The organism is Carboxylicivirga sp. (genome assembly GCF_982718395.1).
In genome coordinates this window covers 59,388-84,520 of sequence record NZ_CEXQWX010000007.1, presented here as the reverse complement: position 1 = coordinate 84,520, position 25,133 = coordinate 59,388, and the positions used below count along the sequence as shown (strand labels likewise).

The following is a 25,133-nucleotide window of genomic DNA, read 5'->3' as shown; positions in this document are numbered from 1 at the left end:
CATGTTGGGCCAGTAGCATACAGAATTGTGGGTAATGCGCACAATATCACTTAGCCCGTCGCCACTCATATCGGCCAGGTAAACCGAGCGCTCAGCATCGGAGAAAAGTACCACAGGCCCCAAATCATCGTCGTGCCCTACATCCACCTTACGATAGCCCTCATAACCCTCTTTACCTGCTGACAAGTAGAGTTCAAAGTAAGTTCCACGACTGATTAACAGATCAGCGAGGCCATCACCTGATACGTCAATTTGTTTAATATCGGGGTCAGACATATCAATATTGGGCTGACTATCGAAAGGCTGAAAGTTTTGCCATTGTCCGTCTTTAAAACTGTAGTAGCCTTGTGTACCGGAACTATTCACCACCAGTTCAGGTTGTGAGTTGCTGTCCACATCTCCCAAATAAAACGATGCACCAGCTACCTGCCTGGCATTGGGACTAAGTTCGATTTGTTGCATCTTGCCAAACACCGGCTTGGGATCAACTGACGTATCACCCGTCCAACGGGCATCGCCCAGATTGGGTTTATAGTACCAGGCCTCATTACCCGTTTTTAAAAGGCTATTGATTCCCTCGCCGTAGAGGTCGGCCCACTGCCAGCCACTTCTCGCCAGACCATCAGGCAAGTTTTCCAACATGGCTGGATCTACACAGTTCAGCTTTTCTCCGACTTGTGCCTGACAGTAGGTGAAAGTCAATGGGGGCATAGCGGCTTCTTCAACACCATCATGAACTTTGTGAATCACCCTGGTTAATTGTGCCATGTGCGCATCTTTACTATACGATAGCTCGGTTGACTTCACTAATACAGCATCAGCATCCAAATCATCCTTAAAATAATGGAACATCAATACCCGCTCGCACAGACGGTAGGTGCGCATCTCAAAACCGGCCCTGTACACCGAGAACGGATCTTGTCTGGCCTCCCACATGGCTGTTGGTGTAATATTTCCGGCTGATGTGGTAAAACTGCCATAATTACCATAGTCAAAGACCAGAGTAAAATGCCAGTCACCATTATAATTACCTGCAGCCGGATCGTACATCGTTGTATTACCATAACGCACCTGGTCCGGATAGATATTGGTAAAGGCCTTATTGCCATCCAAACGGTGTTTTTCATTAACATCGCTTGGTACATTATCTTTGTTTTCCTGCTTGTAGGTATATTGCATCAGGTTGCCAAGCGCATCGTAGCTTTCCTGCAAGTACCAGCTAAATACTTTTGTTGCATCAGGATGTACTATTCGAGCAGTTGTATCGCGACCGTAAATTGAGGTGATATTTTCCTTTGATATGGTGCGCCAGTACATATCTCCATTGGTGGTATTGCGCCATTGCTCTATCTGGGCAAAAAGCCCCTCAGTACGCGGAATATATCGTTTAATACTGTAGCTTCCCTCCGTACGTGGCGATTCATCTGCAGGCACCAGATCTTCAGCACCAGACAGGATAAAGGTATCTGAATCATTGATATCATCATACTGTGGCAATCCTTTGTCGGTTTTACGGGTGATATTAGGGATACCCACACCCCAGCCCACTCCAAAGGGGGAGTTTCCACTTCCTGAATTATAGGCTAATCCCAACTGTGGGGTAAATTCATTACGTCCGGGACTGATAGCCAAGGGGGCACTCATAGAGAAGGTACCGGTGACAGGATTGGTTTCAAATTTTTCACCAATACCCTGAATGGCCCCACCGCCTTTGGGTAAATTGATCAAGCCCTGAGCACCATTCTGAGCCCCGTTGTTTTTTTCTGCACTAGTATCCTGCCATGAGGAAACCAAATTAGATTGGGGTAAACCTGATGCTTGCTGTTTATATTGTTCGGATTGCTCCGATTGGTTGAATTTCATGTTTTTATAAATTAGAATCAAGACATAAGACTTTAGAGACAAGATTATATCAGTCATTTAGCTTATGCCTTGCATTATGTGACAAAACATTAATTGATAGCAAAAGAAGTCCCGTTGCAAGGCCGGATGGCCTTGTATTATGCAACTATACATAACGGGACTTCTTAGGTGAGACTTGATTATTAATTTGTCTAAATTGGAATGCGATATAATCTTGATCCGGCAAAGTGAAATAAATAATCAAGTTATCAGCTAATGATTTACGAAATAGTATATTTCATTACAATCATTACATCATCTGTATTACCCATATCTGCAACTACAGGTATAGTTACAGTTTGTGAATCATCAATAGTGTTCAGATCTGCAAAGGTATCTTGGGTACCAGGCTCATGCGTACTTTGTGTACTTCCTGACAACCGGGTTCGTTCTAATCCCGCAATATTAATTGATTCACCTTGCAAATAAAATGGCAATTGCGATTTTTTGATCCTAATGTTCACTTCTTCACTTCCTACTTTTGCCCATGCTTCCGGGTACTGTGCTTTAAGGCTGAACATGGATACCAATACCTGATCTTTTGCCTGATCGATTAAATTATTAACCAGATTATTTTCAACTTCAGTACGGCTTAAACCATCTTCTGCTGTATAGTTAATATGCATAATTACATCGGTAATGCTATTGTAATCAAACTGACGAACTTTATCCGGTAATGTTAATGTCCAGGAACTTGCTGCACCTGCTCCTTCAAATGGCAGATATCGGGCATCGTTAAAGTTTAACTCAAATAATCCACTGTCACTTACCGCACTACTGGTAGCCATTGAACTTCGTTTGGCTTCTAATTGTATACCTTCCGGATTATCAACGGTAACAACACTGCTGCTTTTTAATGTGAGATTAGCTGAGACAGAAGTATAAGCTCCAGTTACACAAGGAATAGTCAATGACACACTCTTAATACGGCGGTTACACTGCCCTGGATGATCCATATCGAACAATGCCTCAGGTATTGTGAATTCACACGTTGCGCCTGGATTTTCTCCTTCAGCTCCTTTTCGTAAATCCAGAATCTTTTGTGGATCGAGCATAGCCAATGAGACATGTTTGGTTAACTCGTAACGACGTTTGTGATCTGCCAAATACTCCGACTCCATTTTTTTAAGATCCAGGTATAGCTTTTCTCCTGACAGTAAGCCTTTATTTTGGGCATTGAAATGATCTGTAGAAACAAAATACTTTGGTGATTCAGGACACAACTCAAAATTATATGCACCCTCAGCCTGCTTAGCCATTTTATAAGCCATATCAAAAGCCGAACGGTAAAGGGTATTAATTTCACCTGCCATCCATAAATACAGCTCCTCGTTGGTAAATTTGGTGGTTAACACGTCGTAACTTTCCTGCAGTTGCTCCACTTGTTTCAAATGATTCTGCTGATCAAGTTTTGCCAATTCCTTCCTGATTTCGGCAGTAATTTCCTGCTTATCCAGTTGAGCCAATTCACGCTTGGCAACATCAGCCTGGAAAGTCCAATCTTCTTTTCTGCGATCATAACCAGCAATTATTCCAGAACGAGTCCCCTTATAACTTTCCACAGATGATAACATGGAAAGAGCTGAAGATGCAGTTCGCATAGATTCCGCAATCATCCTTCCTCCAGCTTCAGTAACAAAGTGAGGAGATCCTCCAAAACCTGATGCCCCTGCTTTTATGGTGGGGATTAAATCAACTGCACTTGCACTTAACTGTAGTGCTTGAGAGATTATCTGTTTCTTTTGTGCCGAATCCATATAATCTAATTGTTGCTTCTCCTTTCCACTAATCTTTTTCTTCTTACGATAGTAGTTTTCTCTAAACTGAACATGATCCTTTTGAAGTTTCAGTTGCTCAATGTTTTCCTCGGCTTCTTCTACGCTTTTTTCCTTAATGGCCGTTACCATTTCGGTTAAGGCTTTTTCATGTCCTACACGCAGTTTAGCAATTTTTTCATTATCACCTTTTTCAAGGGCGGATAACAATTGTGAACCCAATGATTTTACCTCATTACAGATTTCCAATGCTCTTTGCAATAAGGTTTGGAAACGGTATTGGGTATTATTGGCATCAGCATTGCGCATAATATCCTGAATGCTGATACCAGCCTGGCGGGCACGGATTAACATACCTGGATCAATTGGAGGAGCAAACAAAGCCACAGTACGCTTGATACCATCAATATTCAAGCTATTACGTATTTTAAACAAGCGATCAGCTATCTGATCCCAGTAGGCCAGCATCTTGCCATTTTTAGGAATGCCAAAATATAACTTAAACACCTGCTCACTGGTATCTATAGCTCCATACACATCTTTCACCATGCCTTTTAAATACCTGTCTTTAGTAAATGGTTGTGAAGCTACTTCCAACTCGTTGGATTCCACATATTTTTCCAGGCAAACGGCATTCTCCGGCTTAATCAAGGTTTCTTCGAAGTATTCAATTCCGTTGCTCATGCCACCACTTTCCATATCTTTATACGACTTAGGCGTCAGTATTTCAGTTTCCACTACTTCAGGTTTGCGTCCAAGCAACTGGGCAGCAATCATATAATATTGCATGGCTTCGTTGATAGATTCGGTGGTATCAATACGGAACAAATCATCACCGTGAGCAATAATTATATCGAGGTAACGCATTACCACAGCCTTCATATAAGCACTTGGGCGCATTAGTGCAATATTATGTGGCTTAAACGGATCGTTGCTCCAGGCTTCAATCTGTTTATTGAATTCCACGTTTTCCGGATCATCTTCTCCGTTTATATTCAAGTCATACAAGAGGTCTTCGATCCCCACCGTTGCGTTATACTCTGCAAAAGGCTTAAATTTCCAGTATTTAGCAGGAGTATTACCTTCTGTTTCGCGCGGATCGAAAATATAATGTATCCACCTTAGTGCTTCTTTAAAGTTGCCTTCAATTAAAAAACGATTAGAAAGCAGATATGGAATATGAAAAAACAACTCCCAGTTATACAAGGAATAAGTGCCATTCAGACCATATTCGAACTGTTCCGCAATGTATTTTAAGTTGTCTACTGCTACCTCATCGTCTTTTAAGGTATTTAGTACTACCTCATTATTGAGTTCAAAATCTCTCAGGTAGTTTTTATTGGCCTGCTGTGGTAATAACTGATGATTTTTATCATCCACACCAAGAGGATCTAATATACCATCTATACCATACTTTTGCAGGTTAGCCCTTAGGGTTTCCATAAACGGGTGATATCCTAAGCTGGCATTCATCACTGGTTTAAATACAGGAGCTTCTTTTGCTTCCGGATCAATTTTAACCTCTTCAAAGGTAACCTCCTCCTTAGAAGGTGTTTGTACCACTATTGAATAGTCCCTGTGTTCGTAAGTGAAAAACTCAGGCATCTGAAGTTCCCGTCTTTCATCCCATGCATGATATTTTCGGTAAGCACGTCGGTATTTGCGTGCAGGTTTATAATACCTTTTAAGCGGCCTGTACTTTTTGGTTACATGAATGTGTCTGACAACCTTTTTTAAGATAACCGAGTTCTTTTCAGCTTTTACCGTAGGTACAAATACTACCGATTGTATATTGTTTTCTACAACAAAAGGTGCATTACAGATAAAATCCTTATACTGATGTGGATAAATCAGACGGGTTTCTCCTTTTTGGTTTTCTACCACGTGGGTTGAATGGGCACTACCACTGTTATTATTGGACGCCACTGGTAACGATATCCAATCCTTGCCTTCGGTCATTTCAACTTTCTGTCCAATGGTATGCATTCCAATTGGCATAATGTACTCTTTTCCTTCAAAGCTGGCTGCTTTAGTTAGGTGTACATGATTAAAGCACTCTACCTCAAAAGAATATCCTTTATTATCTTCAATATAATTATTTGGGTCGTTGAGTATATGCAGGTAATTGGTGTCACCTTCGTGATATACTAAACGTAAATCATACTTTTCGTCGGTATCCGGATTGTCAATGAAGACCTTCTCAGTACAACTTTGTTTTCCCGTCCACTTGTTATCAATTAATTCGCTCCAACATAGTTGTAACTGCAATTGCTTTTGCGCTCTTTTAGCCTTTACCTCCGGAGATTCTGTCTTAACTGTAAGGTCATCATCGGTTGGTTCCTTGGCCACATCGGAGCATTCAAGCCAGAAAGTTACCAATCGGTCTTTAATAACCACAGGCGCAATATGCTCGCTGTTGATTTCCACGCTCATTTTTTCCCATGGTGTCCAATAAGATTCATTAACCAGCTTACGATAATAGTACTCGCGAGGTTCAAGGCGCGTTCGCCCGATTACATGTAAAACAGAAAAACTATCATGCTCTTCGTTATACATCTGGCACATCTCAATATTGGATACTTTTTCCAGCTTAGAGACATAATCCATGTAGGAACTGTCTACAACTTCCTTAGTAATCTCTTTTCCGGTCAATTCTTTCTCCAGTTCTTTAAAGAATGGCGTTTTATTGTCGCGCAGCTCAGGCTCTAACCAGTTTTCCGGGTAAAGGAATATTTTACGGTTAGCTTCCCACACGCGATAAAGGCCCATCCATTCCCATTTTTTTGCATCTTCTTTCGACAGGACTGAGTCAGGCTCTAATCCCAGTTGTATACGCTGAATAAAGGATTGTACTGCCAAGGTTGCCTGAAGAATACGACTGCTTGAAACGGCCGGTGTCATTTGCGTATCAATCAGGAAGTATGAGAATAAATCGCTGACATCGGTAAAGCGAGGGTTAATTTCCAACAACTCTTTTTCACATAAGTATTGCACCAATACATCGCGTTGCTTACTTCTCAACTTGTTGCGACCTTCTGTCATCTCAGCTTTATAGATTGCACTATTGGCTTTAGCCCGGGCAATGGTAGCTATTCCGTCAACCGTTGTTTCATCAATGCTTTCCCACTTAATCCAATCAATAGCTGTGGCATTATCAATATTATATCTTGTTAAAAAGTGGTTAACTTCACCAGTCTGCACAAACCAGGTTAAATCATCATTGTAGTAATCTGATTTATTTGGATCAGGATTTGATTTCTCATTATGTACCCAGTTGCTTAATACACCCGACCAGGTGATATAATCAGATAAAACTGCATCCACATCTGTTTTGATGCTACCGGCTATCAAGTTGTAAAACTCAAAACGGTTTTTCTCTTCTTTAAGGAACATATCCGATTGACAAATCTTTGAGAGCTTATCAAAATGTTCAAAAGTAACTGAACCGCTTGTATTAAGAGGCAATTTAAAAAGATCAATCGGTGATGAATCAATAAACTCCAAATCATCGTTTGTAATTTCCATAATTTCGCAAAGGGAGAATCCTTTTAAACAGTGCTTTATGGCTGAACTTACTGCAAGCTTATTAACGAAGGTACTGTCTACCAAGTATTCTACTACACTTTTGAGTGATATTGACTGATCCTCTATAGCTTTAACCACGAAAGCACTATCAAGATTCGTATTTAATTGCAACTGCTCTTCTATAGCGGTGCTTAGTGCATCAGACCAATCAACCTTTGCCTCAGGACTATGCTCTACTTCTCCCTCAGGTAATTCAGGCTCTAATTCATCTTTCTTTTCAATGATGTTTTCTGCAATCTTAACAGCTTTTTCATCAAACTTATCCAGTTCATCTTGTGAGGCTTCATGATAAAGTAAAAACTGCAATTCAGATACATCAGCCTGGTGAGCAATGACCATTTTTTGTGCGCTGTTTAATTCACCTACGTGATCTGCTAATAATTGGGTACTATCAAACTGAATCAGGCGGCAATAGTCAACGAGTTGGGCTATATCCAGGTTATATCCTTCGGCCAATTGCCAAGCTGCTACCATGTTTTGAATTCCTGTAGCTGTAATAATTGGTGCACCTGCTGTAGTTTCCAGAATAAGCGATAATGCTTTTAGCTCGTCTTCATCCAGTCCCATAGCTTCTCGCAAGTACTCCATAAAAAGATGAATCTCACCTGTTGAATTGTAAACAACTTCACCCGTTGGTTTTCCAGTTGTATCTCCCAGGGTAATCCATGTTCTGAATGTTTCCTTATGCTCGCTGGCCAGGTTATTCTCAATAAATACGCGATTGATAAATGAAGTAGCGTCTTCGTAATCTAACACCACTGCTTTACCAAATATGGCAGTTACCTGGTCATCAGATAAGTCCAGGTAATCCTGATTCATTTTTGCTTTACCAATATACTCAACAGTAGCTGATGTAATCAGGTTATTGCTTTCATTTTGAGTGGCATAATTAGCCTGGTAATTTCCATTGGATAGAATCATGGCATCCAACACCTGCACAGACCATCCTGTGGTTTTCATTAAGCGGTAGAACTGGTACATGCGTTGTACAAACTCAATACGGCGTGTATTTGTTCCAAACTCCATATAAGCAGTGCCTAATTCTTGCCTTCCCCTGTAATGAATAGTAAAACGCGTATCATTTGCTAAAGGGTTCACATAATAGGAGCTGATCAAAGCCTTAAATTCATCCAATGTCATCTCAGCTTTTATCAGGAAGTCCTTAATCATCATTGTTCCCAGGTTAGGAGCTGCAGAATCTTCAACAATAACATTACCCGCGAAGTTAAGTGCTGCAAATGAACGAACAGCTGAACCAGGGAACAATAAAGTATCGTTTTTGGTAAAACTTAATGTATCAAAATATGGGTTTACATCCCCATTGGCTTCATTGTAAAATGGTTCGGCCAGTTTGGTGCGGTTAATACCCAGAGTTTTACAAAACAGCTTAATCTCCTCGCTGAACAAGTCAAACGATTGGCGTAACCATGAGGCAACTTGTGTGCTTTTTATGGCTTCATACACTTTGTAAATCTTGTTTTCAGGATCGGTTTTCAGTTGTTCTTCTGTTTTGGTGGTGTCCCATACTATCGGATTGGTATCGTTTGGGAACTCCATATCAAAAATTTCACTCTCCAGTATTTCCATTACCAAATCGATATAAGGCAATGGGGTTATCGCATTGGTACAGTTCAATGGAATTTGGGTAATATCAGGCCTGCGATCAACCAATCTGTCAAATAAGGTTTTGTCAGTACTTACTTTATATTGTTTAAGCACGTTTAGGATATCAACCAAATAAGCAGCCGGCCCTAATACAGACTCTTCGTGTTTGGTATCTGTTACATCCTGATCTCCAAATATGACTTCCAACTCGGGCAGACTTAACAACTGCACTCCTTTACCTGTATCTTTTTCAAGTTTTTTAGGGCTAATCACTGTAGGCATTGCACTGTTGGAATGGCTGGAATACTTGTTCAGTAAGGCTAATGCTTTATTAACTTTATACTCAGCAGCATTGTATACAGATCGACAATTCTCTGTTTGAAGAACCGGCTCCATTTTTTCATAAAATGCTGTTTTTCCTGCTTTTACCACATCATATGCCGAATAATAGCCATACTCAATTAAAGCTTTTAGCGTTTCAAATTTATCTACCTTGGTGATACTATAAACACGTTGAATTAAAGCAACAAAGTCAATCCAATCTTGTTGATCTCCACCTCGTAATTCATATTCAAAAAAGTCATTAAAAACACTTGAATTATCATTTATATAATCTCTGATTAATCCCTTTTCAATATTAATTTGAATATTATTCAGGATTGATATATCATAAAAAAAATCTGGTTGATTCATTGTTGATGAAATCAATGATAATTTTAACACGTTGAATTTCTCTACAAATTCTTCACCTAATGGTTCAACAGAATTAAATTCACAATTATCATTTGCTAATTTTAAAAAAAGAGATTCAGTAGGGTATAGTGTTTCTATCTTTTTATAAATGTAATCTGCATAGGCATCTGGAGTTAATAATTCATTTGGTAGATAATCTGTAGATAATACTGATGAATTTGCTGTAATCAGATCTTTTATTTCTGATTTAGACATGATCAGTAAAGAGCTGAAAGAATTTAATGTTTCATTTGGAGCAAACAGGTTCACAAATAAGTCGTTATTATAGCAAACTTCGCTGTATTCGATAGCTCTTTTTAGTTGCTTTTCTTCCGTGCCTGTCATTGTTAACTTATCCCAAAATGATTGGTTCTTCCAAAACTCTTTGCTTTCCCCAAGCTCCTGATCTGGTTTTTTATCGTCATAGGAATGCTCCACCATGCAGCTTACAAACTGGGTTTTCTTGTCTACATCTTCGTTAACCGTTTTAACGGTTGCATCGTTAATACCGTTAAAAAGATCACCAAAATCTTGCGTTACCATTGAAACTATTTTACTCTTAATTTCAACCAGGTCTGCTGACGGGTCAGTTTGCACCGGAATAATGTTATCAGAAACAGCATTCTGAATCTTAGTGAGCAAAGTTGCTTCAGAAGTACTGAAGATGGTAGCAATATCCAGTTTAATGCCTTTTTTAGCCAAACCAAAAAGCAGATCTTCATGGTCGAGTTTTAATTGTGTGTTAAAATCACGTGCCTGGCTTAATAGCTGCACATCTTCTTCGGTGGCACCTATCAGCGATGTTACGTATGGTGTATCTTCGGTATTATAGCCAGATATGCGGCTTCTAATAAGCGTAAATTCGCTGGTACTGCCACTTGGTCTAAAGGCTGGAATCAATTCTTCCTCACGTGTTACAAGACGCGTATATATATCCAATTTATCGCTTGTAAACTTATAGTTAACTACTTGTTGCAGGTTAGTTGTAGTAAGTCTTGGTGACCATTCTGAATTGTAAGTTTCAGTTACCATATTGTAAATAATCACTTGATTTTCGTCAAACTCACCATCAACAATACGTTTGTAACAAATGCGGGATTTACCATCAGTATTGTACACTATTTTTCTGTCTAATATCTGATAGTCTTTTCCATCATTGCCAGTGAGGTATTTCCAGAACTTTTTTGTATCCGGATCTGATTCATCGCTCCAGTATACAAGTTTTTTTTGAGTTATAACCCAAGGCGATTCAGATCCAGTAAAAGCAACTACTTCATATACTTTACCTTCCGATTCATCTTCCACCAATTGGCCTATAAAGGGCTCTTCTGTTACTTCATCACTTGCTGATTGAACAATCTCTTCAACACTTTTTACTATATCAGAGTGAGGCTCAGCAGTTAAATCGGTATCAGGTCCTGGTTCAATCGTTACATCTTCGTTATTGTAAAACTTAAGGCGAAGTGAGTTCCTGGTGATTTCTTCACCATATGTAATTTCGTACTTCCCATTCAAGTCAGTGATGGCCGAATTTAATAGTAACGGGTTGTCAGTGTCTTTATCATTATATAGTTCAACCATACACCCGGCTGCGTTCACCAGGTTATTACGCTTGACTATCCCTTTAACCATTGTGGTGGAAGCAATAAAGAGATGCTTCAGGTATTGATCACCTTTTTCATTAATGTTTATTGTTCCTCCGCTGGATAAATTCATCTGTTTATCGCCCTGATAAACAAATAGCTCTATTTCAGATTCAGGCAACAGGTCTGCTGTTTCTGTACTATTAAACTGAATAAAATAACTGCCATCTTTTCTACAGTGTACCTTCTTTTTTAATACAAAATCGTCTGGTCCATTCTTTTGAAAGGCATATACACTTAATCCATCTCCCAGGCCAGAAGTCGTTTGGTCATAAACATGCCCTGAAATGACAATTGATCGTTTCGTATGCCCACTGGTTTCCGGAGCCACATCAATGGGCTCGTCGATCAGTTTTAGTTTTTTAAAAATATCTTGAAACATAATAATATAATTATTTTATGTTATCGTGCTCTCTTAATCAGGTTGCACTAAATCGTTTAAAAAATCTCATAGGATACCCCGGGCAAGCTTCCAGACAATTTGCCTGAAGCTCACCTACTATCAATTTAAATTATTGAAGAAAAGGGGGGTAACCTTTTAAGTTTTGTTTGAATCTGCATCATATATTCGAAATTCAAATACATAATGCAAATTGAATTAAGTTCTTAGCTATTAGATTAACTCTTGATTCAAGAAGCCATCAACTGGTTAACCATAATAACAAGCCCGGATATTCAAGTATTCAGTGAGGGATAACGCAGGTGCATCTAAAAAGCATTGTATGCTGAGGGGAAAATTGCATTCAGTTGCACCATCATTTATTCTCTTAATTCTCAATAAAAGGCATTAATACCTTCATTTCTTCGTACTCTATTTCCGGCACGTTTTCAAATGGAACAGCGTTGAATTTCATTTCCGGTTCAACAGGCTGGTTAAGGGTTTCCGCAAAGTCTGTTTGTTTTTTTACTTCTGCGTCAATGGTTTCCTTGTACTCCTCCTGCAAATCGGCCAGTTTCTGCTCACACTCTTCTTTGTCTTTGATAATGTTTGGATAACCGTAGGCATTGCTCGTTTTTTCACCGTTACCTCCGGGCTGTGAGTAGACAATTACCTGACCACTGTCATCCGTTTCGGCATGGGCAACAATGATTTCCTGCCTTTTTTGTTCAAAATTTTTAAATTCCTCTGATTGCTCACGAAGTTTTTCCAATGATTCAATGCGTTCATCAATCATTTTCTCATTAATAAGCAAAGCCAATTTAAATTTATTGTTACCCCTACTGTTTACGCGGCTGATTGCCTCTTTTAATTCGTACAAATTTCTGTTTTTCATTTTATTACAATTTCTATTGTTTGTTATTAATTGCATCTTCTGCTTTTTCTTGTTGTATATTTTTATCCCTGTTAATATTGCATAGCTCAATTAAGAAATCCTCTGTCTTTCATATAACTCATAAGTATGAAGTCTGGCAAGAAAGTAGATTAGACATCAATTAGCGCCTAAACTCTTCCCAAGCTATGTAATCATTCGTTCCAACTTTAACAACCTTAATTCTTGCTAAATTTGCAGGTGAAACTGTCATTATATGGATAGGGCCCCCATTATTATTATACCCTTGTATAGTGGTTGTTCCAGCATTTGTAATGTGAATTGTGACTTCCATACCTAGGTCTTGAGATCCTTGTGAAAAAACCAATGAATAGGTCTGATTCGAAGAAGATACGCCTCTATCAATATATATTATACCGCCGGAAGCTGCATTTATTAAATCGCCAGTGGATGTGATTCTTAATACCTTTCGCGTGAATTTATTCACTGCAATTGACGCTTCGTCTAGGTATGTCCCGGATGGACTTGCCTTGAATAGTTGTTGATTACTATTCCAAGCTTCCATTGACCAGTCTGAAGAATCGTTAATATTTATTTCTAGTCCTGATTTAGCAGTCCATTCATAGAAATCTTCTACTGCACCAATAAATAACCTCCCTCGATTATCTATCTCAAAAAGCCCTTCAGTTCCAAAATTTGAATAAAACTTGTTTTCATCAAAATTAAATCCTGCGATTTTCGCTCCCGAATTATCTGCTCTAAATATTTCATTGCCACCTCCTGAAGTGCCAGCCCAAATCTGAATCCCATAATTAGGAGTAGTTGGATATGTTGTCAAAAATCCATCATTTGATAGCATACCTATTCGGATAACCTTAACCGAATTTGGATTTGGTAGTGTACTGTCATTATTATACATTACAAAACCTCGTCTACCACGTGAATCATTTACTGTGCCAGAAGCTTTATTACTAATACTAATATACCTTTCACCATCAGCATGTTGCAACTCCCCATTGGTGAAATTCCATCCGGCTATTTGGTTGGTTGAACCAAGTTGAAAATCGTAACCTGACGAACTATTGGCACGACCTCTTAAACCCCAACTTGAAGAACTTGAATAGAACATTTCAACCTGGTTATTTGTAGCATTAGCTCCTGTTATTCTAACAGTTGGTGTTGTGCCAGACTCGATAGTTACACCGTTAGCACCAAATCTGGTACCTGAGTACAAAGAATTTTCATTAAAACTCCAACCAGCTATGCTATTGCTTCTACCACCTAAACTAAATACCTGTTGACCTCCTATTTGGCCGCGCAATTCTTCAACGCCATCAATCGTTCCTAACCATATCCGGTTGGAAGCATCTCTACCTACTTGAATCCCATATATTGAACTTGTCCAAGCTTGTGCATTACCAATAGATAGATGTGTCGTTGTACCATCAGTTTTAGAATTGTAGATAGCATCTTTGTTGAACTTCCAGTTTGCTATTTGATTCTTTGAACCTATGTGAAATACTTCAAAAGCATTATTATCCCAACCGGATAATCCCCAATCATCTATTGAATTATGATACATAAATACACTACCTTCGAATATATCGGCGGTTGGTTGAATTAAAATGCATTGATTAGCGCTATTTAATTCAATAAAACCTCCATCGGAATTAACAGGTGATTGTAAACATTGGTTTGTAAAATTCCATCCGGCAATTCTTGCATAGCCAGCAGAACTAATTGCAAAGTCTGTACTTGTACCATCATTTGAACCCCAAATGCCATAGCCTGATTGACCACTGATACCATCCAGTTTACCAAGTCTTATTCTAGTATTATGCTGTGGCGTAGCCGAATCAATACCATCGGATACATCCAGGTAAGGAGCGCCCTGATCGGAGTTAGTCAGATACATAAATCCTTTTCTGTCGTCATCTGTTTCACTACCCCTTTGATGAACAACATCACCTGCCTCAGGAATATCTGTTGTATTTCTTGATAACACCTTTACACTTTTTACAGTACCTCTGCCAGCTGTTGCAGCATAAACAGAAATTTCAGTATTACCCTGCAACTCAACATCATATGAATATATCGTTGTAGCTCCGATACTAGGAGACATTAATCCTATTGAAGTTTCATTAAGACCATTGGTACGCATAGAAACTCTTTCGCCACCCTCAAAATCATAGCCCTCTATTAGTAGGCTTACATTGCCTGAAATACCTGATAGGTTGTATTTAATACCACCATCATAATTTGTACCAGGTAATTCATGATCTAAAGTATCATAGAATAAAACTATTCTATTTTGAAGTTCAACAGAGAAGGTGTTATCTGTAATGGCAGTTATTTTTCCTGCCCAATATTTAACCTGCTTACCTGTGAATGTTTGAGAGTAAACAAAATCATTTTCTCTAAAAGGTTGATACAACTTATTGTCTTTATCCCTGTCAATAGTGCATGTGTAGTTTAACCCTCCATTTTCTGATACCGTGTCAATTTTAGCGGAATTGGTTATTGCCAGTGAACCATTGGTACCCCGAACCTGATTTACTACCAATTCATACACATTCATGGTTTGTCTTACAGTAAGATTGTCTACTGTTAAGCAACTGCTTGCCAGATCTAAGCGGGTTGTGCCAATACCTGTAAAACCACTTACAAAAGGGACTTCTCCTTCTACATATTTTTTAGTATAGATGGAACCATTTATAATATGAGTGTAGGCACGGTCTGATGTATTCCCAAAACAGAATCCTCTTGAATAAGACGTGCTATCTAACATGCAGAAATGCATATTGTGGTTATTGCTTTTACCATTTTCATTAGTAGATATTTGACCACCCCATGTTGAATCTAGAGAAGCAGAAGTATAAATTTTAAATGAATCTGAGTTCCAAAAGCGAAGACCCGTACCATTACCAGGTTCACATGTAAAACCAGTTGCTCCATCAGCATGAAAATAGGATGCCCTTACACTATTAGCAACATCGACTTCTCCGTTGAAATAAACCTTATTTGAGTCGTGTTGATAACGAAAAACAGCATGATTAGCACTCCCTGTTCGTCTGTAAAAAGTAACAGCATCAGATACTTCTCCACTTACATAAGCAGGGTTACTATCTCCGTTATAAGATATACCTCCTCCATGAGTCGTTGATTGGCCAACGTATAAATAGCCTGTTCCCTGGCTATTACCATAGGCTTCAATGCCAGCTTTATTAAGATCTCCTGCATTTACAATAAGCCTGTGATCATTTGAGGAAGACGTACTTCCAACCTTAGCATTACCATTAACATCAAGAGCTTCGGAAGCAACATTATAATCCCCAATTCTTAATCCGCTCGGACTAAAGGCAGCATAATAATTCGTTTCGGCGCCAAATACAACTTTTTGATTTTTGCTACTTGCAATAACTGCATCTCCATTCATTCCAATGCCAAATACACCTATCTGATTGTTGTCTATATCATAAAAATTTATATATGAAGATTGGTTATTGCTACTTTTGCTTTGAATAGAAATGTAACTACTTTTAAAAGTCCATTTACCTGTTACGGTTTCATCTAATATCTTTTGTGTATATTTTTCAGACAGAAGCATTGATCCTTCCTTAAACTGACCGGCCCTTACTGTTGCATTACCATCAGCTTTTAATGTTGAGTCAGCAACAAAATGATATTCACCATTCACGTTTTCATCTCCATCTGCAAACCAAACATGATCAATATTAATATCGCCTGAATTTCCAGGGTCAGCTATTGAAAAAATTAGTGCACCGTCCGTCCATGAAGAAGGAGTATAATTGTCGTTTCTAACGAATTGTGAACTACTTATATCATTTAATAGTCCAACATTGAGTTCACCTTCAGCTTTTGTTTTAAACTGTTTCGAATTGGCATGAAAATAAGCAATCCCGTTGGTTATTGGGATATCTTCTCTTGTGGCAATTACCTGCATTGTATCAGAGTCCCCAGCTCTTACATAACCATCATCCCCTATCACCAGTTGTGCATCATGATCATTTCCATCATAATTTTTAATTACTAAACCGGCATACCCTGTCCCTAGTGTATAGTCGACACCTTCTCGCAAGGTAACCCAGTTGTCTTTTGTGAAAATTTTATCGGGGTGTGCTTCATAACCATTATCACCTTCAACATACCCCAGGTCTTCTTTTACTCCGTCAAACAACTCCTTCTCCATCATAAGAGCTAAAAAAGGGTTGTTTACTTTTATTTTTAGTCCATCCATAATTAATATTTTTAATGCGTTTGCATTTACTTCATGTACCCCTCTTATTGAATACCTGTATATCCGGGTTGTTGATACTTTGAAAAATCGGTATGGCTTAACTTCACTACCTGCTTGCTCGCACTATTTAATTGTTTTAGTTGTAAGCGATACCGATTTGTTTTTACATTTAATTGCTCTAAAATACTTGCATGCCTGTTTCATAGTACAGATGTAATACGCCCATTCACAAAGCAAATCTTCATGTCAGATCAAGATGATACGTAAATTACTGATTACTTACTTTTCTGATTTGTTCTTCCTTTCCCCCACAGATGAGAACCAATCATATAAGCACCAAAAAAGAATCCTGCAACCATCATAACCAGGGTGTTTAATGCCCCAACAAGCTCAAATAAAAACGTGGCGTACTCATGATCAATGGGATAAACGATCCCTGAAGCAATTATCAGTAATAAAAAGACTCCAACTATAGCTAATGCCAGATAACGTCGTGTTAAAGATCTGGCTGAGTTTTCATTTAGGGTGGTTTTTAAATATTCTACCTGAGCATCAGCTACTTTAATGGATTGCTGGGCTTTCTCTTCTTTTGTGAAGAAAAGTGCATCAATCCCTCTAATGGCACTATCTACCAATTGATCGGCTTGTTTTCCTTTGAATAGTCTCATCGCTTATTTCTCCTGATCTTTTAATTCGAAATGCGGCATATCCCATCCTTTAAACATCTTGCTACCAAAAGTACCGCCCCACACCATGTCTATTTGCATACGCTTTGCTTCTCCCAGAATAACCCCTGCAATAACAGCCAGGTGCACTTTATCCCACGATGCTTTACCATTAACAAAGGCATACACATCAACTGCTTTACCACTTTGATGGCGACTCTTGATGCGGTAGCCATCACATTTGGATAATCCCTTCTCGTAAAGATCCTTTTGATCTTCAGCTGTTCTAAGCCCGCCAAATTGAGGAATTCCAAAATCAATTGGACTAATCGCAATGGCTCGCTTCATTAACTCCTGTAATTGTACATCGACACCATTAAGGCGTTGCAGTGACTTCTGACTAAATTGATAGGCCATTTTAATCCTCTCTGTCTTTTTTGTTTTCTAAAACAATTTTTACTTGTTGTACTTCATCCAGAATTGTCAGGAAGTAATCTCTGTTTTTCTGAACCTGAGTTTCCAACTGCCTGATTCGAATATCCGTCTCTACTTCAAGTGCCTTAACCCTACCACTCATGTTAATCCATCCTCCAAGAGTGATTATAAAAATGGTTAAGGCCATGGACAGAATTTGTCCAAGAGTAATATTCACTTTCTTTTCCATATACTTTATATCTTAATAATTTGACAATACCCCGATATCATCCTCCAATATTTCTCTTAGCTTTTTCAGTCCACTCCTTCCTGTCATCGCTCTGACACACTGATTTTTCAGCGATTGATACTGCTCTTTCCAATAATCGGCTTGTGCCTTGTAACTCCCTGCCTTTTCAACAATGTTCATCTTTCCTCTCAAAGCATTTAAAATGTCTTTTTCGGTTTTCTTTTCGTCTACGTTGATTATTTCAGCAATTATCTTATTATCCATAATTCATTTCATTTAATCATTAAAACTTATTCAGCAAATACTAAATCATTTTCACTATATTATTTACATAACCACAGATATTAATTGACTATATCTGCGAATTTCAAACATCTCTCAGCCACTCATTAAATCTCTAAGATCCGTACAAAACTTTGCAACCATTTTCTGATATCAATCTTATTTCAGAGTCTGGATTAATGTTTCGATTACAAAGATGCAAATCATCCTTATTACCTCCAAAATACTTTCCAGCAGTTATATACATCAGTATAAGCATTAGACTAATTTAACTAATGGCCTTAGATTTTTTTAATATTGTATACCTGAAATATGCAAATGACGGCAACTTAATCAATAAGAAACATGAGCCTAAGCAGCCATTAAGACAAATGATAGTTTGACTAATATCTTATCCTTATTGTTTATTAGAGTCAAGTTAAATAGGATCAGATATATTTTTCAATTTTACATTACTTAATAATCATCATGAATAAACTATACCTAGCTTTAAAAGAAAGCCTGAACGATCACATTCAAAAAGGTGTTATACCTAAATTAATCTTTGAATGGGATTACAACCAGACCGACGAGGTTCGTCTTCGAACAAGACAATATCCTTCAATTCTTTTTAAAATCAATAATGTTGTTTACTCCGACCCTGAAGACAAATATTTAACAGGAGATATGGAGTTTCTTGTGAAAGTAATCTTTAAGGGGATTAATGATCCTTCATCTCAACATAAAATTAGCGAGGGTTTGCTTTTACTTAAACAAATAACCTCTATACTTCGATCTATTGAGAGTGATGAAACAGGACCCATCCTGATAAAGAAAGTGGAAGCATTAACTATTGGTAAGGAAGTGATTTGTTACCAATTCACTTGCTCAGCATCATATTACCTTATATAATGCCTCAAATAAACGCTTAATCAGGGTTCAATTTCAAATATTGCAACCAGGCAATTTCTTATTTAGGATTTAAATTAATTGATAATCTAAGCATTTAAAATCCCGGGTTAAAACTTAATCAACCCGGGATATTTACAATCCTTTTAACTCACACTATCAGCGTGATACAATAAATTCTTTTTCCTCACAAGCCTCATCCAACTCCTTCAATTCCTTTTTTGCATTAGTTGCCAAATAATTATAAAATGTCGCCCGGCTTATTTTATATTTAGGATAAATCAGTTCATTAAAAATCCATTTTCCCGTTACTCCCCTTTTAGAATGTTCTAAATAAATTGATTGTACTTCTAATATTTTAATTAATAAATTTCTTCTGTTGTAACCCATTTTAAATTCAATTTTACAGGCAATTGATTTAGTTTTAGCTCTTTAAAAAAGTCAAATATCTTCAACCTGCCTAATATCTATTAATTAACTCTAAATTGTATACACAAACATGATTGGCGCTAACGACTATATCGTATATTTTAGATTAAACCTTTTCTTTGATGGTTTTTATTAATCAGGCAAAAACAACAACATTTATAAACAAGCTGTTGGAGTCATTAATGCTATAATTTTTTGTCTGTGCAATTTTAGTTTTATTCAAAACGCATACTCTTTTTATAAATTTAGTAGTGAATTAAGATTGCATTTCTAATGTATGGTACCTTAAAAAGTACTGGTCGTAGTTAGTTGCACGATTTTCATCTTCAAATTTTATTAAACTCATAAAGCTTTGTTTAGTTTGTTAATACTATTTATTATTATCCTGATTAGTTTCTTTCCTTCACTGTAGATCGTTATTCATTCTTTGCAAATAACGCTCATTAATATTACTACATTTATTGTAATTCATCCAAATTCAATAACATCAACTGCAAATCAACAACTTACAACTCATAAAGTCTGCTTTTAACTGATTATCTTTCAATTACAACAGCATCGCATTTGATAATCCACTATAATTTGATTAGATTTGTATTTCAGAGACATTTCAAAAATACAATATTTGTCGTTTATAAACAAATTATTTAGTATAAAATGAATCAGAATTACAACAATTATAGTCAAAGGTTTGAGTTGCTTCTCTCAGAATTAAGCTTAAATCCACTTGCATTTGCCAAGAAACTAGGATATTCGAGAGCTGATAAGATTTACAACGTATTAAATCAAAAAAACAAACCAAGCTTTGATATTCTTGCTGATATTACAAGAAACTTTGAAAACATTAATATTGAGTGGTTGTTAACAGGCATTGGTCATCCATTTAAGGAAAAACAGACTGTGCAAAATATTAATAAGTACAGTAACGAAAGTAATCTGATAATTCAAGGTACTCAAAATATACTCCCAAGATGCATAACAGTTGACAGCAATAATAGTGAAAACATTATTATGCTTGACATTATGGCTGCCGCCGGGTACCCTGATAATATAGATAATCCTCAATATTTAACCGAACAACCAGCATTTAGTATTCCTCGTCCTGAATTTCAGGGAGCAACATTCAGAGGTTTTCAGGTTTCGGGTGATAGCATGGACCCAACTCTCCCTAATAGTTCATGGGTATTTGCCATGGCAGTAGATGATCCTGATTTAATTAAAGATGGGTTGGTATATGTTATTGTATTAAGGAGTGGAGTTGTTGTCAAGAGAGTTTTAAACAGACTGAAAGAAAGAAGACAATTAATATTGAAGAGTGATAATTCAACTTACCCTATTAAATCAATTGATCAAGACGAAATACTGGAAGTGTGGGCAGTTAAAGCTTTAATGAGTTTTGATCTGGGTAACCGCTCTACAGATTTATACCAGATGATTAATAGCCTTGAAATAAAACAATTGGATTTTGAGAATAAAATACATCAGATAATGAAGCAGATAAATCGTTCTGATAATCTTAAGTAATTGATATTCACAGCCACTCCTAAATTATAGTATTACATAGAAATATAACTCTGAAATTCTCGTTTTTGCTCTGTAAAGATTCATCCTAAAAACACTTCACTCAACGTTTTAGTTTTTATTGCCTTTTATATCTGTAGAATAAAAATTTACCTCAGATAATATTAGTTCTCCTCAAATCAAGTTCTTGGCCCAAACTAGCAAAATTGTATCTTTAGCTTCTAAAAATCGGAAAGTATGCGCCAGTTATTGTTCATCGGGATGATCCTTTTATTTACTCAATCAAATCTCTCACAATCCAATAACGGACTTTCCTTTGTTGGTGTTGGTGATATGATGCTGGGCACTCACTTCCCTTCATCAGAATATCTGCCACCCAATGACGACCCGTGGCCGTTGCTACGAGATGTCGCTCCTATATTTGATGATGCCGATGTGGTTTTTGGAAATCTTGAAGGTGCTTTTCTTGATGAGGGTGAAGTATTTAAACGCTGCAAAGATTTAAGCAAATGCTATGCATTTAAAACACCAACGCGCTACGCTCCGGTTCTTAAAAAAGTAGGTTTTGACTTGTTGAGTATTGCCAATAACCACATACGTGACTTTGGTCCGGCCGGACTGCAAACAACTCGCCACCTACTTGATAGTCTTGACATTGCCTATGCCGGATTGATTGATAAACCATCTGTTATAAAAGAGATCAATGGGCAAAAGATCGGCATGTGTGCCTTTGCTCCCAACACTGGGACAGCAAAAATTGGCGACATCAATGGGGCAGCTGATGTTGTTAGTTCATTAAAGGAACAATGCGATTATGTAATTGTATCGTTTCATGGGGGTGCCGAGGGAAAAGATCATATGCATGTAACCCGTCAAACTGAAACTTTTTACGGCGAAAACCGAGGCAACGTATATGAATTCTCGCATGCCATGATTGATGCAGGAGCCGATATCGTCTTTGGTCATGGCCCGCATGTACCAAGGGCTATTGAAATTTACAAAGATCGTTTCATTGCCTATAGCCTGGGAAATTTCTGTACATATAGCCGCTTCAACCTGACTGGAGCAAATGGTTTATCTCCTGTTGTACAAATCTGGACCAACAATGACGGATCTTTTGTCCGTGGTAAGATACACGCCTTTCACCAGATAAAGGGCAAAGGCGTTTTTCGCGATCATGGTAATGCGGTGGTGTATAAAATGCGAGACTTGACTAAAATTGATTTCCCGGAGCTAAATCATCGCCTGCTTATTGATGATGATGGAGATTTCTTCATGCCATTCGAAAAGCCATTAATCGGACTTGGGTTTACATTAAGTAAAGTGAAAATTAAGATTCCTAAGGAATTGTCCTTTCACTAACACTTTCATCGCAACCTTATTCTCAGATAGATTTATTTATAGCTGATATCTCTGTTAATGCTTGTATATGCATTGAAAAGAAAACGACTGAGTTATTGTTGTCCTAATATTTTAAATAAAATATCTTCCTTAATTTCAGATTATCCAGAGCATCGTTTTTATTCATAATTCTTCTGTCAAACCAACTAAGATTTAATGATATCTGAGAAAAATTCACTTATTTAGGGATTCTAATTCTAACCACATACATCAATGAAAGTTCTAAAAACCTTTCTTATCATTCTGGGGATTATTACACTTAGTCTTGTCAGTTTTGCAGTGTATATGCAATTTGTAAAAGTAGACCGATTAAAGCCCCTGCAATCTATGAGTTCCGAATCTGTGTTGATTATTGAAACAGAGAATCTGACAACAGCTTGGCGAGAGATTAAAGAAAGTGCTTTGTGGGAAAGTATTATCGAAGGTGATTACTTCGAAGAGTATGAAGCTAATATGATGAGCTTTGACTCCCTCATGGTTGAAAATGCACTTGTACGAAATATCTTTAAAGACCGTCCGCTGGCTTTATCGGTTCAAATGCTGGATGATACCAATTTTGAAACAGTTTTTGCAGTTGATATTGGTAAATACGGTAAGTTATCAGTTCTGCCGCAACTGACTAGTTTATTGGATGTGGAGATGAAAGAACGACAGGTAGACAGCATGACAGTATACAGCATTCAGTTCGATAAACCCAATGACGTTATACATTTATGCATTCATCAAAATCTGCTGGTTGGTTCGCTCTCAGGTAAACTGATGAATCAAACCATTAACGCAATTCAGAATAAGGAATGGTTTAATAGCGATAAGTTTGTTGAGGCTAAAACCGAAACCAGTGCAGGGTTGCTTAATTTTTACTTCAATTACAGCCAACTTGATAACTTCGCAGGCAGCTTTGCACCTGAGTTGAAGAGTTCACTCTCTAAAGTGAGTAATATCCTGGCTTTCTCAAGCCTTGTGGCTGACCTTGAAGATAAAAACATACGACTGGCTGGCCACACCAATTATTACGATTCTGTACCATCCATTGTAGATGCTTTGATAAAAGCTGAGGCTGGTAAGATGGAGGCACATAACATATTACCATCACAAACGGCCTTTTTTACATCTGTTAATACCGATAATTTTCAACAATTCTACACCGAAGTGCTGAGCCAATACAGCGTAACAGCTCCCGTGGTGTATCAGGAATACATGAGCGGCATCCGAAAAGCAGAAAAGTGGTTGGGCCTTGAGTTTAACGATGTATTATTTTCATGGATCAAAGGTGAGTTCGCACTTGCTAAGCTCAATCCGCAGAGCAATGCCCGTGAGTTGGATGCCTTGCTGGTGATTAAAGCCAACGATATTGATTTAGCAAAAGAGAAACTAAGCCTTCTTTTAAAACATATCAAAAAACGTACACCAGTTCGTTTCGACCAGATTGATTATCGCAACCACCAAATTCATCTTCTGCAGATGAAGGGATTCTTCAGGTTGTTTTTCGGCGGAATGATGCAAGGCATGGAGAAACCTTATTTTACCTACCTGGATGATTATGTAGTTTTCTCCAATTCAATTAACTCCTTAATGGGTATGATCGATGATTACCTGGTTGGTAATACCATAGCTCGGACGCCTTCCTTTAAATCATTTATTGAAGAATTTGATAACGAAAGTAACTTCTCCCTCTTTGTACAAACACCCAAAGTGTATCAGCATCTGTATTATTATAGTGATATAGAAACTAAAAAGAGCCTTCGCAAAAACAAAAATCTTATCATCAACTTTGCTAATATTGGCTGGCAGTTAAAAGCCAATGGGCAGACCTTTGAAACAGTTTTGTTGGCCAAACACGATGAAAATGCCATGCTTTATGAAGAGTTGGAGAAAATGCAAAATGCCGCAGAAGAATTATACATTGATGAGTATCGCGAGTTAAAGTTTAAAATGCAGCTAGATGATACTTTCCCTTGGAAAGAAGGGCTGGTCAACTATTGGGTGAGTCACCCTGAGCGAGTACAGGACAGTGTGTTAGTGCATGAAGGTGAAATGCGCGATAGCTTACCTCAGAACCTTTGGCGCAACTACTATTACAGCGGTCAAATACAGTCAGCTATTCCTTACGATGATGGTGAAGTGGATGGTACAGCTGTGTTCTACTTCGATGATGAACAGCACACTGTAAAAGCCGAAGTAGATTTTAACAATGATGTACTGGATGGCGATTACAAAGAGTTCTATAGCAATGGCCGCAAAAAGGCCACCTTATTACTCGATGATGGCCTGCTGGATGGTGATGCTCTCTACTATTACCGGAATGGACAGGTGAAAATTGAAGGTCGCTACAAGAATGGTCTTCGCCACGGCAAATGGAAATATTACACCAAGTCAGGCGATCTGTTAGATAAAGAATCATGGCGCAAAGGGGAAGAGTAGGGATAACTGTTAGCAATAGTGGAAAATTTAATTAAACATTTCACTCGTCCGACTAATAGGATAGAATCATTTTAGTCGGGCGACAGGTATT

Annotated in this window: 13 protein-coding genes; 4 read left to right on the top strand and 9 right to left on the bottom strand. The window is 37.9% G+C overall.

Features of this window, described 5'->3' with window-relative positions:
- The 8 genes from AC4MRQ_RS03045 to AC4MRQ_RS03010 form a co-directional block, all read right to left on the bottom strand.
- The coding region (locus AC4MRQ_RS03045; RefSeq protein ID WP_491196166.1) for a SpvB/TcaC N-terminal domain-containing protein at nucleotides 1-1,863 on the bottom strand (1,863 nt) is incomplete at its 3' end.
- A gap of 260 nt (nucleotides 1,864-2,123) precedes the next feature.
- Nucleotides 2,124-11,624, bottom strand: coding sequence for a Tc toxin subunit A-related protein (locus AC4MRQ_RS03040; protein WP_491196165.1), 9,501 nt, complete (start codon nucleotides 11,622-11,624; stop codon nucleotides 2,124-2,126).
- A gap of 385 nt (nucleotides 11,625-12,009) precedes the next feature.
- Nucleotides 12,010-12,516: a hypothetical protein gene (locus AC4MRQ_RS03035; RefSeq protein ID WP_491196164.1), complete on the bottom strand. Its 507-nt coding sequence runs from the start codon at nucleotides 12,514-12,516 to the stop codon at nucleotides 12,010-12,012.
- Between the two features lie 160 nt (nucleotides 12,517-12,676).
- Entirely contained in the window at nucleotides 12,677-16,771 is a 4,095-nt protein-coding gene (locus tag AC4MRQ_RS03030) for a hypothetical protein (protein ID WP_491196163.1), read from the bottom strand.
- A 275-nt stretch (nucleotides 16,772-17,046) separates the two neighbouring features.
- The gene (locus tag AC4MRQ_RS03025) at nucleotides 17,047-17,439 is read right to left on the bottom strand and encodes a hypothetical protein (RefSeq protein WP_491196162.1); all 393 of its coding nucleotides are present in this window, start codon (nucleotides 17,437-17,439) and stop codon (nucleotides 17,047-17,049) included.
- A 3-nt stretch (nucleotides 17,440-17,442) separates the two neighbouring features.
- On the bottom strand, nucleotides 17,443-17,853 hold the full coding sequence (locus AC4MRQ_RS03020; protein ID WP_491196161.1) for a M15 family metallopeptidase: 411 nt from the start codon (nucleotides 17,851-17,853) through the stop codon (nucleotides 17,443-17,445).
- 1 nt (nucleotide 17,854) lies between these two features.
- Nucleotides 17,855-18,100 (bottom strand): hypothetical protein, encoded by a 246-nt coding sequence (locus AC4MRQ_RS03015; RefSeq protein WP_491196160.1) that lies wholly within the window; start codon nucleotides 18,098-18,100, stop codon nucleotides 17,855-17,857.
- A 12-nt stretch (nucleotides 18,101-18,112) separates the two neighbouring features.
- The gene (locus AC4MRQ_RS03010) at nucleotides 18,113-18,364 is read right to left on the bottom strand and encodes a hypothetical protein (RefSeq protein WP_491196159.1); all 252 of its coding nucleotides are present in this window, start codon (nucleotides 18,362-18,364) and stop codon (nucleotides 18,113-18,115) included.
- Between the two features lie 486 nt (nucleotides 18,365-18,850).
- Here AC4MRQ_RS03010 and AC4MRQ_RS03005 point away from each other — a divergent pair, with 486 nt between their 5' ends.
- The gene (locus AC4MRQ_RS03005) at nucleotides 18,851-19,273 is read left to right on the top strand and encodes a hypothetical protein (RefSeq protein ID WP_491196158.1); all 423 of its coding nucleotides are present in this window, start codon (nucleotides 18,851-18,853) and stop codon (nucleotides 19,271-19,273) included.
- A 156-nt stretch (nucleotides 19,274-19,429) separates the two neighbouring features.
- Here AC4MRQ_RS03005 and AC4MRQ_RS03000 read toward each other — a convergent pair whose 3' ends face one another.
- Nucleotides 19,430-19,660 (bottom strand): hypothetical protein, encoded by a 231-nt coding sequence (locus tag AC4MRQ_RS03000; protein ID WP_491196157.1) that lies wholly within the window; start codon nucleotides 19,658-19,660, stop codon nucleotides 19,430-19,432.
- A gap of 696 nt (nucleotides 19,661-20,356) precedes the next feature.
- Between AC4MRQ_RS03000 and AC4MRQ_RS02995 the strand changes: the two genes are divergently transcribed.
- The 3 genes from AC4MRQ_RS02995 to AC4MRQ_RS02985 all read left to right on the top strand — a co-directional run bounded on the left by AC4MRQ_RS02995 (nucleotide 20,357) and on the right by AC4MRQ_RS02985 (nucleotide 25,042).
- On the top strand, nucleotides 20,357-21,223 hold the full coding sequence (locus AC4MRQ_RS02995) for a S24 family peptidase (RefSeq protein ID WP_491196156.1): 867 nt from the start codon (nucleotides 20,357-20,359) through the stop codon (nucleotides 21,221-21,223).
- 234 nt (nucleotides 21,224-21,457) lie between these two features.
- Nucleotides 21,458-22,582: a CapA family protein gene (locus AC4MRQ_RS02990; RefSeq protein ID WP_491196155.1), complete on the top strand. Its 1,125-nt coding sequence runs from the start codon at nucleotides 21,458-21,460 to the stop codon at nucleotides 22,580-22,582.
- 366 nt (nucleotides 22,583-22,948) lie between these two features.
- Nucleotides 22,949-25,042: a DUF3352 domain-containing protein gene (locus AC4MRQ_RS02985; protein WP_491196154.1), complete on the top strand. Its 2,094-nt coding sequence runs from the start codon at nucleotides 22,949-22,951 to the stop codon at nucleotides 25,040-25,042.
- Nucleotides 25,043-25,133 lie beyond the last annotated feature (91 nt).